Source organism: Brevundimonas sp. GW822-FHT03E11 (assembly GCF_058801445.1).
Map to the genome: position 1 here is coordinate 158,211 of NZ_JBXANG010000005.1, position 17,094 is coordinate 175,304.

At 67.0% G+C, this 17,094-nt stretch carries 22 protein-coding genes; 8 read left to right on the forward strand and 14 right to left on the reverse strand.

Going from position 1 to position 17,094, the window contains the following annotated elements:
* Window positions 1-156: 156 nt before the first annotated feature.
* The 5 genes from AC1RKE_RS10545 to AC1RKE_RS10565 all read right to left on the reverse strand — a co-directional run bounded on the left by AC1RKE_RS10545 (window position 157) and on the right by AC1RKE_RS10565 (window position 3,169).
* On the reverse strand, window positions 157-963 hold the full coding sequence (locus tag AC1RKE_RS10545) for an inositol monophosphatase family protein (RefSeq protein WP_348684244.1): 807 nt from the start codon (window positions 961-963) through the stop codon (window positions 157-159).
* Window positions 964-1,160: 197 nt separating this feature from the next.
* Complete coding sequence (gene efp, locus AC1RKE_RS10550; RefSeq protein ID WP_054765432.1) at window positions 1,161-1,727, reverse strand: elongation factor P; 567 nt, start codon at window positions 1,725-1,727, stop codon at window positions 1,161-1,163.
* A gap of 101 nt (window positions 1,728-1,828) precedes the next feature.
* Entirely contained in the window at window positions 1,829-2,386 is a 558-nt protein-coding gene (locus AC1RKE_RS10555) for a tryptophan-rich sensory protein (protein ID WP_054765433.1), read from the reverse strand.
* 54 nt (window positions 2,387-2,440) lie between these two features.
* Window positions 2,441-2,683, reverse strand: coding sequence for a helix-turn-helix domain-containing protein (locus AC1RKE_RS10560; protein WP_054765434.1), 243 nt, complete (start codon window positions 2,681-2,683; stop codon window positions 2,441-2,443).
* A complete protein-coding gene (locus AC1RKE_RS10565; RefSeq protein ID WP_348684243.1) occupies window positions 2,684-3,169 on the reverse strand; it encodes a DUF2975 domain-containing protein in 486 nt (161 codons plus the stop codon).
* A gap of 96 nt (window positions 3,170-3,265) precedes the next feature.
* Between AC1RKE_RS10565 and AC1RKE_RS10570 the strand changes: the two genes are divergently transcribed.
* Window positions 3,266-4,201, forward strand: coding sequence for an ABC transporter ATP-binding protein (locus AC1RKE_RS10570; RefSeq protein WP_348684242.1), 936 nt, complete (start codon window positions 3,266-3,268; stop codon window positions 4,199-4,201).
* The gene (locus tag AC1RKE_RS10575) at window positions 4,201-4,926 is read left to right on the forward strand and encodes an ABC transporter permease (protein WP_348684241.1); all 726 of its coding nucleotides are present in this window, start codon (window positions 4,201-4,203) and stop codon (window positions 4,924-4,926) included. The genes AC1RKE_RS10570 and AC1RKE_RS10575 overlap by 1 nt, the downstream gene beginning before the upstream one ends.
* A 6-nt stretch (window positions 4,927-4,932) precedes the next feature.
* Here the strand turns inward: AC1RKE_RS10575 and bfr are convergent, their stop codons facing one another.
* Together bfr and AC1RKE_RS10585 are read right to left on the reverse strand one after the other, a co-directional pair.
* Window positions 4,933-5,433, reverse strand: a complete 501-nt coding sequence (gene bfr / locus AC1RKE_RS10580; RefSeq protein WP_054765438.1) for a bacterioferritin — start codon at window positions 5,431-5,433, stop codon at window positions 4,933-4,935.
* Window positions 5,434-5,575: 142 nt separating this feature from the next.
* Window positions 5,576-5,761, reverse strand: coding sequence for a (2Fe-2S)-binding protein (locus AC1RKE_RS10585; RefSeq protein WP_152951097.1), 186 nt, complete (start codon window positions 5,759-5,761; stop codon window positions 5,576-5,578).
* A gap of 127 nt (window positions 5,762-5,888) precedes the next feature.
* Between AC1RKE_RS10585 and thiE the strand changes: the two genes are divergently transcribed.
* The gene (gene thiE / locus AC1RKE_RS10590; protein ID WP_333895904.1) at window positions 5,889-6,542 is read left to right on the forward strand and encodes a thiamine phosphate synthase; all 654 of its coding nucleotides are present in this window, start codon (window positions 5,889-5,891) and stop codon (window positions 6,540-6,542) included.
* Window positions 6,543-6,619: 77 nt separating this feature from the next.
* On the forward strand, window positions 6,620-8,287 hold the full coding sequence (locus AC1RKE_RS10595) for a sensor histidine kinase (protein WP_348684240.1): 1,668 nt from the start codon (window positions 6,620-6,622) through the stop codon (window positions 8,285-8,287).
* 215 nt (window positions 8,288-8,502) lie between these two features.
* Here the strand turns inward: AC1RKE_RS10595 and AC1RKE_RS10600 are convergent, their stop codons facing one another.
* Entirely contained in the window at window positions 8,503-8,814 is a 312-nt protein-coding gene (locus AC1RKE_RS10600) for a hypothetical protein (protein WP_395942383.1), read from the reverse strand.
* Between AC1RKE_RS10600 and AC1RKE_RS10605 the strand changes: the two genes are divergently transcribed.
* Window positions 8,804-9,139, forward strand: coding sequence for a hypothetical protein (locus AC1RKE_RS10605; protein WP_152949937.1), 336 nt, complete (start codon window positions 8,804-8,806; stop codon window positions 9,137-9,139). The genes AC1RKE_RS10600 and AC1RKE_RS10605 overlap by 11 nt on opposite strands.
* A 10-nt stretch (window positions 9,140-9,149) precedes the next feature.
* Here the strand turns inward: AC1RKE_RS10605 and AC1RKE_RS10610 are convergent, their stop codons facing one another.
* The 4 genes from AC1RKE_RS10610 to AC1RKE_RS10625 form a co-directional block, all read right to left on the reverse strand.
* A complete protein-coding gene (locus AC1RKE_RS10610) occupies window positions 9,150-9,491 on the reverse strand; it encodes a VOC family protein (protein ID WP_228184716.1) in 342 nt (113 codons plus the stop codon).
* 188 nt (window positions 9,492-9,679) lie between these two features.
* Window positions 9,680-10,096, reverse strand: coding sequence for a GNAT family acetyltransferase (locus tag AC1RKE_RS10615; protein ID WP_191555492.1), 417 nt, complete (start codon window positions 10,094-10,096; stop codon window positions 9,680-9,682).
* Window positions 10,093-11,178 carry a chorismate synthase gene (gene aroC / locus AC1RKE_RS10620; protein ID WP_348684125.1) on the reverse strand — a complete coding sequence of 362 codons (1,086 nt, stop codon included), beginning with the start codon at window positions 11,176-11,178 and terminating at the stop codon, window positions 10,093-10,095. Before aroC ends, AC1RKE_RS10615 begins: the two co-directional genes overlap by 4 nt.
* 70 nt (window positions 11,179-11,248) lie before the next feature.
* The gene (locus tag AC1RKE_RS10625) at window positions 11,249-11,980 is read right to left on the reverse strand and encodes a DnaJ C-terminal domain-containing protein (protein ID WP_348684124.1); all 732 of its coding nucleotides are present in this window, start codon (window positions 11,978-11,980) and stop codon (window positions 11,249-11,251) included.
* A gap of 119 nt (window positions 11,981-12,099) precedes the next feature.
* Here AC1RKE_RS10625 and pdxH point away from each other — a divergent pair, with 119 nt between their 5' ends.
* Together pdxH and AC1RKE_RS10635 are read left to right on the forward strand one after the other, a co-directional pair.
* Complete coding sequence (gene pdxH / locus AC1RKE_RS10630) at window positions 12,100-12,774, forward strand: pyridoxamine 5'-phosphate oxidase (protein WP_348684123.1); 675 nt, start codon at window positions 12,100-12,102, stop codon at window positions 12,772-12,774.
* Between the two features lie 87 nt (window positions 12,775-12,861).
* Entirely contained in the window at window positions 12,862-14,457 is a 1,596-nt protein-coding gene (locus tag AC1RKE_RS10635) for a carboxylesterase/lipase family protein (protein ID WP_348684122.1), read from the forward strand.
* A gap of 9 nt (window positions 14,458-14,466) precedes the next feature.
* Here AC1RKE_RS10635 and AC1RKE_RS10640 read toward each other — a convergent pair whose 3' ends face one another.
* Both AC1RKE_RS10640 and AC1RKE_RS10645 read right to left on the reverse strand, forming a co-directional pair.
* Window positions 14,467-15,537 carry a L,D-transpeptidase family protein gene (locus AC1RKE_RS10640; protein WP_348684121.1) on the reverse strand — a complete coding sequence of 357 codons (1,071 nt, stop codon included), beginning with the start codon at window positions 15,535-15,537 and terminating at the stop codon, window positions 14,467-14,469.
* Between the two features lie 38 nt (window positions 15,538-15,575).
* Window positions 15,576-15,737, reverse strand: coding sequence for a hypothetical protein (locus AC1RKE_RS10645; protein ID WP_336966712.1), 162 nt, complete (start codon window positions 15,735-15,737; stop codon window positions 15,576-15,578).
* 179 nt (window positions 15,738-15,916) lie between these two features.
* Between AC1RKE_RS10645 and AC1RKE_RS10650 the strand changes: the two genes are divergently transcribed.
* Window positions 15,917-17,077, forward strand: a complete 1,161-nt coding sequence (locus AC1RKE_RS10650; RefSeq protein ID WP_395942152.1) for a GNAT family N-acetyltransferase — start codon at window positions 15,917-15,919, stop codon at window positions 17,075-17,077.
* Window positions 17,078-17,094 lie beyond the last annotated feature (17 nt).

The window sequence follows — 17,094 nt, forward strand, 5'->3', positions numbered from 1 at the left end:
GGGTCTCGCCGAAGGCGAGCCCGAGGACAAGCTACTCCGGTGGAGGGGTTCTTGACGCCTACCGGCCGCTGGTGATGCGGCAAGAGCCCCTTCGTTACGGCGCTGAAGAAGCGCCGCGCCACTTCCCCGCAAGCGGGGAAGAGACAGAAGCGAGCCTCAGGACGCCTGCAACACCTTGCGCAGTTGCGGATGAAGCTCGGTATTGGACGCCAGGATCGACGCGCCCGTCTTGGGATCGCCGTCGTTCTCGATGGTCGTGACCCGGCCCCCGGCCTCGGTGACGAACAGTATGCCCGCCGCCACGTCCCAGGGCTTCAGATTGCGCTCATAGTAGGCGTCATATCGGCCGGCGGCGACCCAGGCGAAGTCCAAGGCCGCCGAACCCAGACGTCGGATGCCGGCGACGCGCTGGCCCACGGCGTGGATGTCCTTGATCGCCTGGGCGTGACCCGACTTGCCGATGAAGGGCAGGCCGGTGGCGATCAGGCTTTCCGACAGGTCACGACGCCCGGAGACTCGGATTCGCTGGTCGTTCAGATAGCAGCCCTTGCCTTTTTCGGCCCAGAACAACTCGTTCATGACGGGGTTGTAGGTGACGCCGGCGACGATCTCGCTGGACCCGTCCGGGGCGCGCCGCTCCAGCCCCACCGTGATGGCGAAATGGGGCAGGGCGTGCATGAAGTTGGTGGTGCCGTCGATCGGGTCGACGATCCAGGTGTGGGACTTGTCGGTCCCCTCGACCATGCCCCGCTCCTCGCCCAGGAAGCCGTAACCCGGCCGGGCCTTGGTCAGCAGTTCGAACAGGGTCTCTTCCGCCTTCAGGTCGGCGGCGGTGACAAAGTCCCCCGGCCCCTTGCGCGACACCTGCAACTGGGACACCTCGCCGAAGTCGCGCAGCATGGGGCGCGCGGTCTTGCGGACCGCGTCGGTCATGACCTGAAGCAGGGCGGAGGCGAGGGCCATTGTGGGATCTCCTGGTCCGCATGTCCTCTAAAGCCGCTTAGGCCGGAGATGCGGAGAAGTTCAAGGGGGACGCGGAATGCGTCGGGAAGTGCTGGTGAATAGTGCTGGTGAGCAGAAGGTGAGCGGAAGTCGTGCGGAGCGCCTTGGCCCGCCGGCCCCTCTGCTCACCAGCACTATTCACCAGCACCTGTCGGAGTTCAGTCCGCGCGGCGGACGTATTCGCCGCTGGTCGTATCGACGACGATCTTCTCGCCGGCCGACATATAGGGCGGGATCATGATCCGCACGCCGTTCGAGGCGATGGCGGGCTTGTAGGAGGACGAGGCCGTCTGACCCTTCACGGTCGGCTCGGTTTCAGCGACTTCCAGCACGACCTGATCGGGCAGCTCCAGGCCGATCGGACGCTCTTCGTGCATCTCGATCACGACCTTCATGCCCTCTTGCAGATAGGGGATGCGCTCGTCGCCGACCCAGTCCTTCTGCAGCTCGATCTGCTCGTAGGTGGCGTCGTCCATGAAGACCAGGCTGTCGCCGTTGTCGAACAGATAGGAGAAGTCCTTCTGCTCCAGGGTGACGCGTTCGACCTTGTCTTCCGAGCGGAAGCGTTCGTTCAGCTTGTTGCCGGTCTCGAGGTTCTTGGCTTCGACGTTGGCGAAGGCGCCGCCCTTGCCGGGCTTGACGTGGCTGGCCTTGGTGACGACCCACAGGCCGCCGTTGTGTTGCAGGACCATGCCGGGCTTGATGGCGTTGCCGTTGATCTTCATGGGGTCACATCGGGAATGGGGTTGCGCCCGCGCGCCCAGGTTGGAGCGTGGCGAATAGGGCGCGATCCCTAGAGGAAGCCCCCGAAAAGGGCAAGGCGGACCTAGTGGAGGGTCCGCTCGTTCATCTGATCGGCTTTCCGATGAAGGAAGTTGCCCACCCGAACGCCGCCGCCTGTCGGGGCGGCCATCTTGCCGGCGCCCTCGTCCAGTTTGCGGGCCTCATGGGCGAAGGCGGCAGCGAGACCGGCTGACGACATGGCGGCGGCCACCTGTTTCCACATCGTGGAGGGGCGCAACCCCAGCCAGACCGCGTTGACCGTCTGGGCCGCGACCCAAAGCCCCATGGCGCGCGTCCTTTCGGGCCGATGCGGCGCGTTCCAGACCCGCACCGCCGATAGGGTCGTGGCCGAAAACACCGCCGGCAGGATCAGGCTGAAGGCGCCGCGCGGCTTCTCCGTAATGGGCAGATCGCCGTCGCGCACATGTTTCAGCTTTCGTTTGGGGGTGAATGCGCCTGACGCTATGCCCGTCGCCAGCAGGGCGAACCCCACCGTCAGCGCCACCCCTACGGCCACATGCGCCGCGCTCCGCCCCTCGCTGTTCAACAGGTCCACGGCCGCGTCGCGCACGTCGTCGATGGCGTCGTCGATATCCGTCATGGTCCGCTCCCGCTTGTCAGGAAAATCTAATGGACGGACGGGGCGCCGGTTCCGTCAGACCTCGTCCGGTTCGACCGGTTCTGTCTCGCGCGGATCGAAATCATAGTCCAGCAGATCGCCGGGCCGGCACTCCAGCACCGCGCACAGCCGCGCCAGGGTGCTGAACCTTATGCCCTTCACCTTGCCGGACCGAAACAGCGAGAACTGGGTCTCGCTGAGGCCCACCTGGGCGGCGACGTCGCGCGCCTTCAGGCCCTTGCGAACCATCAGATCGTTCAGGGTCACGCGAACCGGCATTCAGATCATCTCGTCCATCTCGGCCTGTATTCGGCCGGCGTGGTCGATAACGCGCCCTAACAGGAACAGTGCGCCGCCGATCATGCCCAGAGTCATGCCGGCGACGTCGAAATAGGCCCAGCCGCCCTGGGTAAGACCCAAGAGCCGCATCAGGTTGGTGACGCCAAAGACGCTGAGCACTCCGCCAAGGCCAAGCGCCAGCCCCACGCGACGCAAGGCGGACGATAAGGTCGGCTGGATCAAACGCCCCTTCGCCAACTGCCCCATCGCCGACCCGATCGACCAGACGGCGAAAAGGTAGAATAGGGCGGGCAGGGCCCAAAGGACTTGTTCAACCAGCAGCCGGACCGGGCGATCTCCCTGCGCCAGGAAGAAGGCGACCGGCGCCAGGGCCAGCAAGCCGCCGACGCTGACGACCATGAAGATCGCAAGCGCGCGGAACTGCCGGCACATCAGCCGAAAGCGGGCGAGGTTGTCAGCGGTCATGGGCCTTGTTCCGAGTTGAAACCTGTCTTGTTTTTAATCTTGACTTAAAAATCCGAGGGCCGCAACTTTATTTAAGAGTTAAAGATTGGGCTGGGCATGGCGGCTATAGAGACTGAGGGACTGACCCGTCTTTTCGGGGATCGTCGGGCGGTGGACGGCGTGTCCATGACCGTGCCGGATCATTCGGTCTATGGCGTCCTGGGCCGCAACGGCGCTGGCAAGACCACGACGATGAAGATGCTGACCGGCCTGCTGCGGCCCTCATCGGGCGTGGCTCGGGTTTGCGGCGTCGATGTCGTCAAGGACCGCAGAGGCGCGGCCCGCAAGATCGGGGCCCTGCTGGAGGCGCACGGCTTCTATGGCCATCTGTCGGGACGAGAGAATCTGGACCTGACCCGGCGACTTCTGGGCTTGGCGACGACTGAGGTCGATCGCGTGCTGGACGTCGTCGATATGACGCGCGACGGCGGACGGCGCGTCGGCGACTACTCCCTGGGCATGCGCCAGAGGCTCGGCATCGCCCGCGCCCTGCTGGGGTCCCCGCCGGTGCTCATGCTGGACGAACCGACGAACGGGTTGGACCCCGACGGCATCGCCGACATGCGCCATTTTCTGCGGGAACTGCCGATCCGCGCGGGGGCGACGGTGCTGCTGTCCAGCCACCTGCTCGGCGAGATCGAACAGACCGCCACCCATGTCGGCGTAATCCATCAGGGCCGGCTGGTCGTCGAGGGCGAAATGGCCCAGCTTAAGGCCGAACTGGCGCCTGAGATCGGGCTGCGTGTCGATGATCCGGCGCGCGCCCGTGCGGTGTTGCGTTCGCGCGATCTGACCCTGAGCGACGACGCCGATGGGCTGGTGGCGCGGCTGCGTCCCGGCGACGATCATGACCAGGTCTGCGCTGCTTTGAACCGCGATCTGGTTGCGGCTGGCGTAGCCGTCTTCTCTATCGGCGCCCGCGCCCGTTCGTTGGAGAGCGTCTATCGCGCCGCCTCCGCCGTCTCCCCAACACCCGTTTCGGAGCCTGTCTGATGCTGACTGTCCTGTCCGTCGAAGTCCGAAAGCTGAACCGCTCCCTGGCTCTGGTGCTGGCGGCGACTGCGCCTGCCCTGATCGCCGTCTTCGCCTTCTCGATGCTGCTTCGGTCCAAGACGCCGTCGGAGTGGGACATGTGGATCGGCAGCGGCATGGCGATCTGGGCCTACTTCATGATGCCCCTGTGCGTCGCGGCCCTGACCGCCCTGGTCGCGCACATGGAGCACGGGCCGCGCAGCTGGGATCATCTGCGCGCCCTGCCTGTTCCCCGCTGGACCCTCTACGCGGCCAAGGCGGTCTGCGTGATCGCTCTCGTGCTGATCATGAGCGCGGCGGTGCTGGGCGCGACCATAGGGGCGGTGGCGCTGGGCGGCCTGATCAAGCCGGAGGCCGCGGCTATGGGCGCGCTCGATTTGACGGGCTACGCCTGGTCGATGGCGCGGATGGCGGCGGCCGCCCTGCTGATGATCGCCATACAGTTTTGGACCGCCATCCGTTTCGCCAGCTTTGTGCCGGGCTTGGCCTTGGGCATAGGGGGAACCTTCTTCGCCGTCGTGGCCACATCCGCCAGGCAAGGGGTGTTCATGCCGTGGCAGATGCCCGTCAACATCCTGGCGACCGAGGCCTGGCGGGTGCAGACCGCATTGACGCTGGGCGGTGGTCTGGGCCTTGTCGTGCTCGCGGCGGCGGTGCTGCACCTGGCCCGCCGCGAGGGACGCTAAGGAGCCTCAGCCGCCCGTCGCGGCGCTGTCGGTGACGATCTCCTTCATGGCCGACTGCAGATAGTTCTGTGCGCCCATCAGTTCGATCAGCTTGTGCTGGTTTTCGAGGAAGTCGATGTGCTCCTCGGTGTCGGACAAAATCTTCATCAGCAGGTCACGGCTGACGTAGTCGCGGGCCTCTTCGCACTGGGTCACGGCGGCGGCGGTGGCGACACGACTGTCCAGCTCCAGCTGCAGGTCGGCGCCCAGACATTCGATCGGATCCTCGCCGACCTTGAGCTTGTGCAGATCCTGCAGATTCGGCAGGCCGTCCAGGAAGAGGATGCGTTTGATCAGCATGTCGGCGTGCTTCATCTCGCCGATCGATTCCTCGTAGATCACGTGGCCGAGGTGGGCCAAGCCCCAGCTCTCGAACATGCGCGCGTGAAGGAAATACTGATTGACCGCCGTCAGTTCGTTAGTCAGCACAGCGTTCAGTGTGCGGAGGATTGCGGGATCGCCCTTCATGGCCCTGTCCTTGCTCTGGAGACGGCCCCTGCGCCGTCTGTCAGGCCGTGCCGTACCACAGTAAAATCCAGTTTGTTTATTTGCGAGTTTTTATCACTGCATTGATAGTGCGAGTGATTTTCGCCCGCGAAGGCTTCGGCGACTATTCGGCGGCGAGGGCAAAGGCTTCGCGGCTGTCCTGGATCATCTGCCGCATCTCACAGACGCATTTGGCGCACTGGGCCTGACACTGGTGGCGCTCAAAAATGTCGCGCGGACGGCCGGCGCCGGCCTCGATGGCTTGAGCGACGTCTCTTTGACGCAGACCGTTGCAGTTGCAGACGTACACGAGGATCCATGCGGTCGAGGCTGATAATGGTTCGCTATAGCATCGGTTAAGGCGATTGCAAGTCGTTCGCACGCTCTGCGCCGTCTGAAACCGTTGACGAATGGTCGCAGGAGAGGGAAGCAGCGCCATGGCCAAGACCCCTACCGTTCACGCCCGTCCGCCCTGCCGCCTCTATCTGATCACCCCGCCGGTGATTCCGGATCTGGACGCCTTTGCGAACCTGTTGGGTCAGGCGTTGGACGCCGGCGACGTGGCGGCGCTGCAAATCCGGCTCAAGCCGGCCGACGACGCCGCGGTCCGGGCGGCGGTCGCGGCGCTGGCGCCCGTCGCGCGTCGCCGCGGCGTGGCCGTTCTGCTGAACGACCGCCCGGATCTTGCCAAGGAGACCGGATGCGACGGCGTACACATCGGCCAGCAGGACGCTTCTCTGGCCGAGGCTCGGCGGATCATGGGGCCCGACGCCATGATCGGGGTCACCTGTCACGACGACCGTGAGCTGGCCTGGGACGCCGCAGAGGGCGGAGCCGACTATGTCGCCTTCGGCGCCTTCTATCCGACCGGCACCAAGACCACGACGCACCGGCCGGAGTTGGAGCTTCTGACCGTCTGGCAGGAAACGGTCGAGGCGCCCTGTGTCGCCATCGGCGGGATCACGGTGGACACGGCCCAGGATCTCGCCCGCGCGGGGGCCGATTTCATCGCCGTCAGCAGCGGTGTCTGGTCCTATGCCGAGGGGGCGGCGGCGGCGGTCAAGGCCTTCAACGAAAGGTTGAAATTCTGACCCGCGCCCCTGCTTCAGGGTATTTTAGCATGATCGGCGTCTAGTCTTCGGCGGATCCATTCGCCGAGACCCGTTACATGACGATGAGCCGCGCGCTCGACATCGCAACCGCAGCCCCTGCGTCGGCAGCCGGCCTAGGCCGCAGCAAGGCGGCCAGTGATCTGTTCGCCCACCCGGTCGTGCCCGTTTTGACCGGCGTGGCGGTGGCCTTGCTGGTCGCCGTGGCGGTCAATTTTGCGCGCAGCTCCGGCCTGATGGTCGGCCTGTGGGCCGCCAGCGGCGTGGCGGTTGCGGTCTGGCTGAGGACCGGCAGCGGACGCCGTCACGACATGGTCTACGCCCTGGTTCTGACCGTCAGCCTCATGATCGGCGAGCTGATCTCGGGCAACAGCCCGGCCCTGTCCTTGCTGTTCACCACGGCCGACATGATCGAGATCGCTGCGGCCGTGTTTCTGGTGCGCCGGGTTTTGCCGAGCCTGCATGTTCTAAGCCTGGACAGCGCGGTCCGCTTTCTGTTGTGCGCCCTGATCGCCCCTATCCCAGCGGGCCTGACGGCGGCGTTCGGCTTGGCCTATCTGGGTCAGGAGGCGTCGCTGGAGAGTTTCAAGACCTGGTGGTTCGGCCATACCCTCGGCATTGCGGTGATCGGGGCTCTGGGGCTTTCATTGACCCGTTCCACCCTGACCCGCCTGAACCGCTCGCAGACGCGATTTGAGGCGGCGGGCCTGATGACCGCCATTCTGGCCTTCTACTACATCGGCTTCACCGGACAGATGTCCATGGGCTTCATAATGACGCCGCTGCTGCTGGCGGTGGCGGTGCGTCTGGGCGTGGCGGGCTCGGCCTTCAGCCTTCTCATCGTCTCGATCCTGGCGGTGGGCAGCGCCATGGCCGGCGCCGGCCCCTATGTCACCGGAATGGAGCGCGCCGAACAGGTGATGATGGCGCAGCTTCTGGTTCTGATCGGCTATATGCCGACCCTTCTGGTGGCCGCCCTTCTGGAAGAACGAGATCGGCTGGCCGAGCGAGCGCGTCTGGGACAGGTCCGGGCCGAAATGACCTCCGAAGCCAAGTCTCGCCTGCTGGCCAATGTCGCGCACGAGATCAAAAGCCCAGTGGCGGGCGTCATCGGCATCGGCCAACTCTGGTCAAGCGGGCAACTGGGGCCGGTGACGCCGAAACAGGCGGAGATGGCGGACATGCTGGTCAAGACGGCCCGACAGGTCGAGGCCCTGGCGCACGATCTGCTGGACGTGGCGCGCGCCGAATCCGGCTCGGTCAAGGTCGAACTGCGCCCGACCGACGTGGTGGGCGTGCTCGATGACGTCCGGCGCAGTGCGGTGCTGTTGCCCGAGGCTCAGGGCGTGGAGATCACCGTCGTCTGCGAGGACGGCCACGCGGTGGCTGTGGCGGACTCCCAACGACTGGTTCAGGTCGTGACCAACCTGGCGGTCAATGCGCTCAAATACGGCGGTGCGGGCGGCGGCGTGATCCTGCGAGCGATCCAGCAGGAGGATTGCGTTCGCATCGAGGTGTCCGACTTCGGCCCCGGCCTGTCCGAGGAGAAGCAGGCGCAGCTGTTTGAGCCCTTCAACCGTCTGGGGCTGGAACGATCCAGCGTGGAAGGCCACGGCGTCGGCCTGGCCCTGGCCAAGCGGCTGGTTGAGCTTCAAGGCGGCGCCATAGGCGTGGTGTCGGCGCCGGGCGAGGGCGCGACCTTCTGGATCGAGCTGCCGCGCGCCTGACGGGGCCTTGCGGTTCAGCCTGCGGCGCGTAAAGGTCGCGCCATGTTCGCTCTCGCTCTCGCCGCCACGCTTCTGTCCGGTCAAGAAGCGTCGTCCGCACCGCGCTCGCCGTCGGATCTGACGCGGGATTTGAACAGCGGTCCGCCCTTCAAACCGACGACCGCATCTCAACCCCAGCCGGCGGCGACCTCTTCTCAAACCGGTGCGGCGCCGGTTCAGGCGGGGGCGTCGTCTGTGACGCGCGACCTCAACAGCCTGCCGGCGGGGCGCACGCCGGCCGCCGCGCCCGCGCCCGCGACGCCCTCCGCAACGTCCGCTGCGATCGGGGCCGAGCCCTCGGCTGCGGCGCCGACCTCTCCGGCGGTGCGACCGGCGATCACGCCGCCACCACGGCCGACGCCCGCGACGACGCCCGCCGTCACGTCGCCGGCCGCGCCGACCTCTTCGGCGACCAGCGCTGCGCCGTCGGCGAACCCTGTCGGCTTGTCAGGCCTGGACGCCGCCGCTATCGCCGCCTTGCCCTTCACCCTTGAGCTGCCGCAGAGCCTGATCCTGACCCGCGCCCCGGCGGGCGCCGACGCCGCCGTCTATTCGGTTCGGGCCGCCGGGGGGCTTCCCCTCGTCATGATCTATGTGGGTCCGGCGTCGCAATTCCCCATTTACGACGGCGAGGTGGTGCGGGCCGGAGGGCGCGCCTCGGTCGTGGTCAGCGAAGGCGGGCGACGTCAGGCGCTGGAGCACCTGTTCCAGCGGCCGTCCGCGCCCCAGGAAATCCATATCTGGGTGGCGAGTGTGGACGACGCCGCCCGCGACTTGGCCGAGAGGATTGCGCAGTCGGTGGACGCCCGCTGACGTCCTGGGGTCAGTTTTCCGACCAGACCGCCATCTCCGTCCCGGCAGGATCGGCGAAGTGGAAACGACGACCGCCCGGAAAGGCGTAGATCGGCTTCAGGATCACGCCGCCGGCCGTCTCGACCTTGGCCTGCATGGCCTCCAGGTCGTTCGCGTAGAGAACGGGTAGAGGCGTCCTGGTTCGTTCCTTTTCGTCGGCGTCGAAACCGCCGTCCAGCCCCTGGTCGAAGGCAGCGTAGGTCGGGCCGTAATCGACAAAGGTCCAGCCGAAGGCCTGACTGTAGAAATCCTTGGTCTTGGGCAGGTCTGCGGCGGGCAGTTCGAGGTAGTCCAGCTTTCCGTCTTCACGCACGGTTGATCTCCTAAGGTGCGGCGCCACCGACGAACCCGTCTTGCATACCGCTCAGATGCGCGCAAACCTGCAAACGGTTCGCAGTTGCAGGAGTCGGCGATGATCGTGATGACGACGGGTCTAACCGGCCTGATGGCGCTTATGCGGCAGGACGAGAAACCGAAGGACAGAGCGAACGGCGACGCCGGTCAGCCGTCCAGCCTGCGGCCGAGTACGATCACCTCCTGCCGCTCCAGACCCAGTCGCTGATAAAAGCCCACAGCCGCCTCGTTATCGCTGCGGACCATGAGCTGAAGTTTGGGGGCGCCTCTGACCATCAGCCAGTCTTCCGCCGCCGCCATCAGGCTGCGCCCCAAGCCGCGGCGACGACGCCCGGGGTCAACCGCCAGATAATAGACCCAGCCGCGATGGCCGTCGAAGCCCACCATGATGGTCCCGCCTATTCCCGCGTCGTCCGCCGCGACCAGAACGGCGGAGGTCGCGCCGCCCTTCGCCAGAGTCAGGTCCGCAACCGGGTCGTTCCATGGGCGCGTGAGGCCGCAGGCTGTCCAAAGTGCGATGACCGCCTCGTCTTCCCCTTTGCGGATGGGTCGGATGTCCGTCATCCGACCTGGGCGCGGTGCCGCAGGAGGGCGTCGGCCAGGACGCAAGCGGCCATGGCCTCGACCACCGGCACGGCGCGCAGGGCGACGCACGGGTCGTGCCGGCCCTTGGTGCGCAGGTCGGCCTCCTCGCCGTCACGGGTGATGGTCTGGCGCGGCGTCAGGATCGAGGAGGTGGGTTTGAACGCCACCCGCGCCGTGACCGGCTGTCCTGTGGAGATGCCGCCCAGCACTCCGCCCGCATGGTTCGACAGGAAGACCGGCTGCTTGTTCAGGTCCAGCCTCATCTGGTCGGCGTTGTCCTCTCCCGACAATTCCGCCGCTCCGAAGCCGGCGCCGATCTCCACGCCCTTGGCGGCGTTGATCGACATCAGGGCGGCGGCCAGTTCGGAATCCAGCTTGCCGTAGAGCGGCGCGCCCCAGCCGGCAGGCACGCCGGTCACCTCCAGGGCGACGACGGCGCCGATCGACGAGCCGGCCTTGCGGACCTCGTCCAGATAGGCCTCCCATTCCGCAACGACCGCGCTGGAGGCGGCGAACAGCGGGTTGCCATGCACGGCGTCGAAATCAATGGCTTCCGGTGCGATCCGGTGCGGGCCGATCTGCACCACGCCGGCGCGGATCTTGACGCCGTCGCCCAGCACCTTGCGCGCCACGGCTCCCGCCGCCACCCGGCTGGCCGTCTCGCGCGCCGACGAGCGCCCGCCGCCGCGCGGATCGCGGACGCCGTATTTGGTCTGATAGGTGAAGTCGGCATGGCCGGGACGATAGGCCCGCGCGATCTCGCCATAGTCCTTGGATCTCTGGTCCTCGTTTTGGATCAGGATCGAGATGGGCGTGCCGGTCGTGACCGGGCCCTCGCCGTCGTCGAACACGCCCGACAGAATCTGCGCGGTGTCGCTTTCGCGCCTCTGGGTCACGAAGCGCGAACCGCCGGGCTTTCTCTGGTCAAGCCAAGGCTGAAGATCGGCCTCGGTCAGAGGGATCAGCGGCGGGCAGCCGTCCACGACGCAGCCGATGGCTGGGCCGTGGCTTTCGCCCCAGGTGGTCACGCGGAACAGATGGCCGAAGGTGTTGTGCGACATAGGGCGACGCTTAGAGCATGACGGCGCCCGGCGAAACCATTACGCCGGGTTCGCGAAGCGCTTTGCGGCCTCAGGCCGCCAGCCGTTCCGGCGTCCAGGCCCGGGTGAACTGCGCGAGCAGGTCTTCGGCCGGGGACCGCGTGTCGGACGACGGCGTCAAGGTGACGAACAGATGGCCTGCGGAGCGTGACCCGCGGGCCGGCAGGCCCAGGTTCTTCAGCCGAATGCGGACCGGCGCCGCACGGTCGGGCGTGATCCAGGCGGAGCGTGTCCCGGCGTGGGTGTCGATCTCCACCCGACCGCCTTCCTGCAGCAGGCGCTGAGGCGTCGGCCAACTCATGAACAGATCGTCGCCCAGGACCGACAGGCCGTCCTGGGGGCGGATCAGCACCGCCAGGAGAAGGTCCGCCCCGTCGGCCGCCCCGCCGCGCAGTCGCAGCGTCTCTCCGGTTCGAAGGCCCGGCGGCGCCGCGACCCGGATCGTGCGCGCACCCAGCCGCAGGTCAATCTTGGCGCCCGCCACCGCCTGCAAGGGGCTGAGGCTGAGCACAGGCGGGGCTGCGGGGCGGTCCGGTATCCTCGGCGCGGCGTCGCCGGGCCTGTAGGCCTGGACCAGGCGATAGGCGGCGATGACTCTTCGAAACCGGTCGGCGTCTCCGCCAGGCTGGTCCGGGCGCGCCGCCTTGACCGCCGCGCGGAAAGCCGCCTTCAGCGATTCAGCGTCGGCGGCGTCCTGAAGCCCCAAGGTGGAAAGGGCGTCTCGAACCGCATCGGCGTCTGATCGGAAATGAGAAGGGCTCATTTCGCTACCGTTCGCGCCTTAGGGTCAACGCCGGGTTAACCAGCTTGATCTGGACGGCGAGAAGGCGGGATTTGATCCCGATCATTTTCACCGCCGCCTTCACAGTCTAAATCCAGCGCATGACCGCACCAGTGATCCCGCCCAGTCCGTCGCGAGAGGAATACGCCCGCGACTACGCCGCCGCCCTTGCCGCCAACAGCGACGAGAGCCTGTTCGATCGCACCGAACCGATCGGTCCCTTCATCGAGTGGCTCGCTGAGGCGCGCGCGCATGAGGTCAACGATTCCAACGCCATGACCTTGTCCACCGTTGACGCGGACGGCTTGCCGGATGCCCGGATCGTGCTGTTGAAGGATGTCGATGCGCGCGGCTTCACCTTCTATTCGAACCGCGAAAGCGCCAAGGGCGTCGAATTGGCGACGCGGCCGGTGGCGGCCTTGACCTTTCACTGGAAGTCGCTGCGCCGTCAGGTTCGGGTGCGCGGCGCCGTCGAACCTGTCACGCCCCAGGAGGCGGACGACTATTTCGCCAGCCGGGCCCGCGAGAGCCGCATCGGCGCCTGGGCCTCGGACCAGTCGCGCCCGCTGGACGATCGCCAGAGCCTGGAAGCGGCCGTTGCGCGCGAGACTGCGCGGTTCCAGGACCTGGAGGTGCCGCGTCCTGAGCGGTGGAGCGGCTGGCGGGTGACGCCCCATGTCGTCGAATTCTGGCGCGACCGGCCGTTCCGCCTGCATGACCGGCTGCAGTTCACCCGCGACGGCGGCGCCTGGCTGCGACAGCGCCTTTGGCCCTAGGTCGTCCTGCGGGACTAAATCGGTTCGCACAGGGATATTTGCACGGCCGCGCGCGTTAAGGTCGCTTCGTCACGGCCAAGGTTCTTCATGCGTCTGCTGTCGCTGCTGTTCGCGTCCCTCGTTCTGGCGGCCTGCGCCGTTCATCCGGGCAAGGTCTATCCCATCAGGTTCGCGCCGGACGCCCGTCCGGTTCTGGCCGCCACCGAGGCCGGGACGGTTCGGGGCGTAGAGGGCGCGGGCGCGCGGGCCTTCTTGGGCGTGCCCTTCGCGCGCCCGCCCGTCGGCGAACTGCGCTGGCGGGCGCCTCAGCCCGTCGAAGCCTGGAGCGGGGTGCGCGACGCCACCCGCATAGGGTCCGACTGCACCCAGGCTGTAGGGCGCAAGGCGATATTGGGCGGCGGGGGCGGTCTGGTGGTCGGGTCAGAGGATTGCCTCTACCTCAACATCTACGCCCCGGCCGGCGAACCGCAGCGGAGCCGGCCTGTCATGGTCTATGTTCCGGGCGGCGCCTTCACCGTGGGCTCGGGCGCCAACTACGATCCGTCGCGGTTGGCGGTGGATCAGGAGCGGGTGGTCGTCACTTTGAACTACCGGCTGGGCGCCCTTGGCTGGCTGGCGCATCCTCAGTTTCAGGCCGAGGGTGAGGGGTTCGGCGGCAATTTCGGCCTGATGGATCAGTTGGCGGCGCTGAAATGGGTGAACCGCAACATCGCCGCCTTTGGCGGAGACCCGGCCAATGTCACCCTGTTCACGGAAAGCGCCGGCGCCTGGGCCGCCTGTTATCTGATGACCTCGCCCCAGGCCGAGGGTCTCTATCAGAGGATGATCCTGCAAAGCGGCGGCTGTCTGGAGCCCTCGTCTCTGGTCAGCGCTGAAGAGGCCGCCGCTTCCGGCCCGCTCTTCGCCCGGCGTTTGGGCTGCACCGGCGCCGATCAGATCGCCTGCCTGAAGGCCTTGCCCGCCTGGCGTCTGTCGCGGGCGCCGTCAGTTCGGGCGGGCATCAACGGCCCAGGGTCGTGGGGACCGGTGCACACCGATGCGACCGTGCCTGAAAACCCCGCCCTGGCTATCGACCAAGGGCGGTTCACCCGCGTGCCCGTCATCGTCGGGACCAATCTGGACGAGGGGCGTCTGTTCGCCAATGAAGTCAAGGACATGGACCGCTACCAGAAGGAGACGCTGTGGATGTACGGCGATGTCGGTCCCCGCGTGCTGGACCGCTATCCGGTCGGCCCGGATGGCCCGGCCTATGCCATCGCCGCCAACTTCACCGACCAGAGGTTCGCCTGTCCGTCCCAGGCCCTGCGGCGTCAGCTGTCGCGCTATACGCCGGTCTGGGGATATGAGTTCGGCGATCGCGACGCCCCATTCGTCCTGCCCGACGGGATCGTGGGCCTGGACCTGGGCGCTTATCACGCCAGCGAACTGGCCTATGTCTTCGGGACCAGTTGGATCTTCGCCGACGTCGACCGGTTCACGCCAGAGCAGAAGGCGTTGTCGCTCCGCATGCAGGGCCTGTGGGCCGGATTCGGACAGCAGGATTTCGGCGCTGAATGGCCCCGTGTGGCGGGCGCGGGGCCGGTTCGGGTGTTTACGGCCCAGGGCGATCGACTGGATGACGCCTTCTTCGCTCGTCACAACTGCGACTTCTGGGACGGGACGCCCTTCGGCGCCGTCCACTAGGTCCAGCACCTAGACGAAGCGGACGGTCACGCCCGGCTTGACCTTGTCGGCCAGGGTCCAGGCGTCCCAATTGGTCAGGCGAACGCAGCCGTGCGACGCGGTCTTGCCGACCAGATGTGGATCCGGCGTGCCGTGGATGCCGTAGCTGGGCTTGTTCAGATCGATCCAGACCACGCCCACAGGATTGTTGGGCCCGGGGGCCACGACCACCTTGCGATCCAGATCGCCATAGCTGAGCTTTGACGGGTCATAGACATAGTCGGGATTGCGGGCGACGCCGTTGACCTTGACCGTCCCCGTCGGGGTGGGATTGTCCCGACTGCCGATCGTCGCCGGGAAATAGGCGAGCAGCATCCCGTCCGCGCCATAGGCCCGCACCGCGCCTTGGGCCTTGTCCACCTCAATTCTTTCGACATCCGCAGCCAAGGGCGTCGTATTGATCGCGGGAACCAGCAACTTCTGGCCTGGGCGGTTGAAGTCTGCCGCAGGATTCAGGGCCCTCAGCAGGTCCTCGGTCACATGAAAGCGCTCGGCCAGCGCCTCGACGATATTGGCGTAGCCCATAGACGGCGCCCGGCCCTGGGCCTCCAGCTCGGTCGGGACTATGCCGAGATAGGAAGCCGAAACGTCCTGTTGGGTTATCTCATAGGTAGAGGTCACGGCGCCCTGGCTGGCGGCGCGCAACCGCCCCATGACCTCGGCGTCGAGGCGGCCGTTGACGGGCAGACCCTGGACCTTCTGAAAGGCGGAGACGGCCTGACGCATGTTGGACCCTTCCAAACCGTCGATGGCGCCTGGCGAGAAGCGGGCGCGTTGCAACAGCACTTGGGCGCGGATCAGGGCGGGGTCCGGTTGCGGTCGAGCCGCAGGGCTCGCGCCCTGAGCCTCGGTCGACGGCGGCGAATAGGCGGTGTTCTCGATGGCGTCGCGCGACAAACGGCCCTGCGCACCGACCTGGGCGGTCTGCTCTGCGGGGGCGGCGGACGGACGGTCGTCGTCGGGATTACAGGCGGCGACGCCCAGCCCCGCGACGGTCAGGGCGGCGACGGCTGGCGCCAGGGCGATGAAACGAGGCGGCATGAATGATCCTGGAAGGTCGGGGGACGATGGCTGCGGCGTCAGTTCGCTTCACCTGTCGCCGGGTCCGTCGCCGTCTCTCCTGAATTGCTGGAGCCTTCGGCGCCCTTTGGCTCCGTCGCCGGGCGCGGCGGCTCGCCGTCGGCGTCAGGGCGCAGGTTTTCATTCTCGACTTTGCGGTCATCGGGGCGGGTGTCGGTCATCGGCTTCAGTTCCAAAGGGACGCGGGGCGTCCGAGACAGAGCCAACGCATCCGGAGCGCCACGGCTCCGTGCCATGCGTCAACGGACGTTCACCATGCCGGTGAACCCTAACGAAACAGGAGATTGGTTAGGAGGCGGGATGGAATGGACTTCGCCGGTCGAGGTCGCACGAGGGCGTCATGGCGGAAACGCTGCAGGTCGAGATCATGAAGGCGGAGGCGATGGATCCCGCCGCCGTCGACCTGTGGCGGCGTTGGACCTTAACCAACCCCGCCCTGGCCAGCCCCTATTTCCGGTGGGAATTCACCGAGATCGCCGCCCGCGTCTGCCCGGGCGCCGCCGTCGCCGTGTTTCGGCGGGGCGAGCGGATTGTGGGCTTCTTTCCCCACCAGAAGCGCGGCGGCGCGGTGCAGCCCCTGGGCGCCCCGATGAACGACTACCACGGCGTCATCGCCGCCGAGGACGAGATGCTCAGTCTGGAGGCGGTCGCCGGCGTGCTGAACCCGCGAAGGCTCAATGTGCCGAGCTGGGTGGGCCCCGCCCAAGCGGGGCAGGCGCGAGGAACGGTCCAGGTCGCCATGTCGGAGCCCGGTTACGAGGCCTGGTACGCCGAGCGGCGATCGACCTACGGCAAATATTTCAAGGACAAGGAGCGCGCCCGTCGCAGTCTCGAGGCCGAGCTTGGGCCGATCCGCGTCGAGGCGGGCCTGCGCGACCCGTTTCTCCTGGACCGTCTGATCGCCCTGAAGGCGGCCCAGTACCGCCGATCCGGTCTGCACGACATCTTCGCCTGCGGATGGACACGCGACCTGCTGCACGCCCTGATGCTGGCCCGGCACGAAGACTTCGGCGCCTCGATGGCCGTCATGCACGCCGGCGACAGCCTGGTGGCGCTGGAGTTCTCGCTCCACGCCGGCCGTCATTACCACTTCTGGTTCCCGGCCTATGAGCCGCGGCTGGCGCGGTGTTCGCCCGGCATTCTGTTGAGCATGGACACAATGCGGTTGGCGGCGGCGGACGGCTTCCGCGTCTTCGACTTCGGTTTCGAAGGCGAGGGGTACAAGAAGTATTTCGTCAATGCGCGCCAGACGGTGCGGGAGGCGGTCGTGATCCGGCCCGGCCTGGGCCGGAGCCTAGGCGAGGCGGCCGTGGCCGCCCTGGGCGGAGCCGGAGGACGGGGGCAGGCCCTGCGCAACTCTCTGCGTCGCCGCTGGTCCACCATCGAGGCCTGCGAAGCCTCCTCCCTTGGCCAGTTGCGCGGCGCCGCCTTCGCCCTTGGGTCCGCCGTGAGCAAGGCGGCGGCCAAGCGCAAAGGCCCGGCCCGCGTGGCCCACGTCTAAGCGAAGCCGAGGAAAGC

What these genes read in the sequence shown, in the direction of transcription:
- AC1RKE_RS10545 (WP_348684244.1), bottom strand. Translation starts at nt 963, where the DNA reads ATGGCCCTCGCCTCCGCCCTGCTTCAGGTCATGACCGACGCGGTCCGC.
- efp (WP_054765432.1), bottom strand. Translation starts at nt 1,727, where the DNA reads ATGAAGATCAACGGCAACGCCATCAAGCCCGGCATGGTCCTGCAACAC.
- AC1RKE_RS10555 (WP_054765433.1), bottom strand. Translation starts at nt 2,386, where the DNA reads ATGACGGATATCGACGACGCCATCGACGACGTGCGCGACGCGGCCGTG.
- AC1RKE_RS10560 (WP_054765434.1), bottom strand. Translation starts at nt 2,683, where the DNA reads ATGCCGGTTCGCGTGACCCTGAACGATCTGATGGTTCGCAAGGGCCTG.
- AC1RKE_RS10565 (WP_348684243.1), bottom strand. Translation starts at nt 3,169, where the DNA reads ATGACCGCTGACAACCTCGCCCGCTTTCGGCTGATGTGCCGGCAGTTC.
- AC1RKE_RS10570 (WP_348684242.1), top strand. Translation starts at nt 3,266, where the DNA reads ATGGCGGCTATAGAGACTGAGGGACTGACCCGTCTTTTCGGGGATCGT.
- AC1RKE_RS10575 (WP_348684241.1), top strand. Translation starts at nt 4,201, where the DNA reads ATGCTGACTGTCCTGTCCGTCGAAGTCCGAAAGCTGAACCGCTCCCTG.
- bfr (WP_054765438.1), bottom strand. Translation starts at nt 5,433, where the DNA reads ATGAAGGGCGATCCCGCAATCCTCCGCACACTGAACGCTGTGCTGACT.
- thiE (WP_333895904.1), top strand. Translation starts at nt 5,889, where the DNA reads ATGGCCAAGACCCCTACCGTTCACGCCCGTCCGCCCTGCCGCCTCTAT.
- AC1RKE_RS10595 (WP_348684240.1), top strand. Translation starts at nt 6,620, where the DNA reads ATGACGATGAGCCGCGCGCTCGACATCGCAACCGCAGCCCCTGCGTCG.
- AC1RKE_RS10615 (WP_191555492.1), bottom strand. Translation starts at nt 10,096, where the DNA reads ATGACGGACATCCGACCCATCCGCAAAGGGGAAGACGAGGCGGTCATC.
- aroC (WP_348684125.1), bottom strand. Translation starts at nt 11,178, where the DNA reads ATGTCGCACAACACCTTCGGCCATCTGTTCCGCGTGACCACCTGGGGC.
- AC1RKE_RS10625 (WP_348684124.1), bottom strand. Translation starts at nt 11,980, where the DNA reads ATGAGCCCTTCTCATTTCCGATCAGACGCCGATGCGGTTCGAGACGCC.
- pdxH (WP_348684123.1), top strand. Translation starts at nt 12,100, where the DNA reads ATGACCGCACCAGTGATCCCGCCCAGTCCGTCGCGAGAGGAATACGCC.
- AC1RKE_RS10635 (WP_348684122.1), top strand. Translation starts at nt 12,862, where the DNA reads ATGCGTCTGCTGTCGCTGCTGTTCGCGTCCCTCGTTCTGGCGGCCTGC.
- AC1RKE_RS10640 (WP_348684121.1), bottom strand. Translation starts at nt 15,537, where the DNA reads ATGCCGCCTCGTTTCATCGCCCTGGCGCCAGCCGTCGCCGCCCTGACC.
- AC1RKE_RS10645 (WP_336966712.1), bottom strand. Translation starts at nt 15,737, where the DNA reads ATGACCGACACCCGCCCCGATGACCGCAAAGTCGAGAATGAAAACCTG.
- AC1RKE_RS10650 (WP_395942152.1), top strand. Translation starts at nt 15,917, where the DNA reads ATGGCGGAAACGCTGCAGGTCGAGATCATGAAGGCGGAGGCGATGGAT.